Below are 738 nucleotides of genomic sequence, written 5' to 3' on the forward strand. Positions count from 1 at the left end.
ACTACAGAAACGACTTTATTGTTATTTATTTTGAGATAAATGGGTACAGGATGAAGAAAGTTAAACAACTATTTTTTAACACCGTTCTACATTTTAGAACGGTGTTATCTGTGTTTAAAGTATTAAGATTCAACAACTTGATTGTAAGTGAACAGATGTGCAAAATAGCACTTAAAATAAGCGCAAATTACCTCCTAAAGTGACACTAAACAGAAGGAACAATTGGATGAACTTCTTTCCAAGATAGCTTCCGATGATACCTTAGTTGTGACTAGAATGGATCGTCTTGGTCGAAATACTGTACAGTTGTTGCAGCTGGTTGAACAACTCCGTGAAAGAAACATACATTTTGTTATCCTAAACTTAGGAATTGATACAAGAACACCTACTGGTAAATTCTTTTTAACTGTTATGGCAGCATTTAGTGAGCTAGATCGAGAAATGATTAAAGAAAAGCAACGTTCGGGAATTAAATTGGCTAAGCAAAAGGGCAAATATCGAGGAAGGGTAAAAAAATATACAGATAAGCATCCAGGAATGAACCATGCCATTGAATTACGAAAGACAACAAATAAAACTGTAAAGGAAATTTGTGCTATTACCGGGGTTAGTCAGGCAGCTTTTTATCGCAAGCTAAAGGAAATAGAGGAAAAAGGGGTATAATAATTGGAAATTATTTCATATGTGGCCCCTCAATCCCCGAATCGTTTCCGTACCCCTATTGGAATTGTGAAGTGA

The 738-nt window shown here is 35.4% G+C and carries 1 pseudogene; it reads left to right on the forward strand.

From position 1 onward, the window contains the following. Positions 1-204: 204 nt before the first annotated feature. Positions 205-663 (forward strand): annotated as a pseudogene (locus COD11_RS26135) (recombinase family protein); the annotation flags it as partial. Between the last annotated feature and the right edge of the window lie 75 nt (positions 664-738).

The sequence above is a fragment of the Bacillus sp. AFS040349 genome (assembly GCF_002577655.1).
Taxonomy (GTDB): Bacteria; Bacillota; Bacilli; order Bacillales; family Bacillaceae; genus Metabacillus.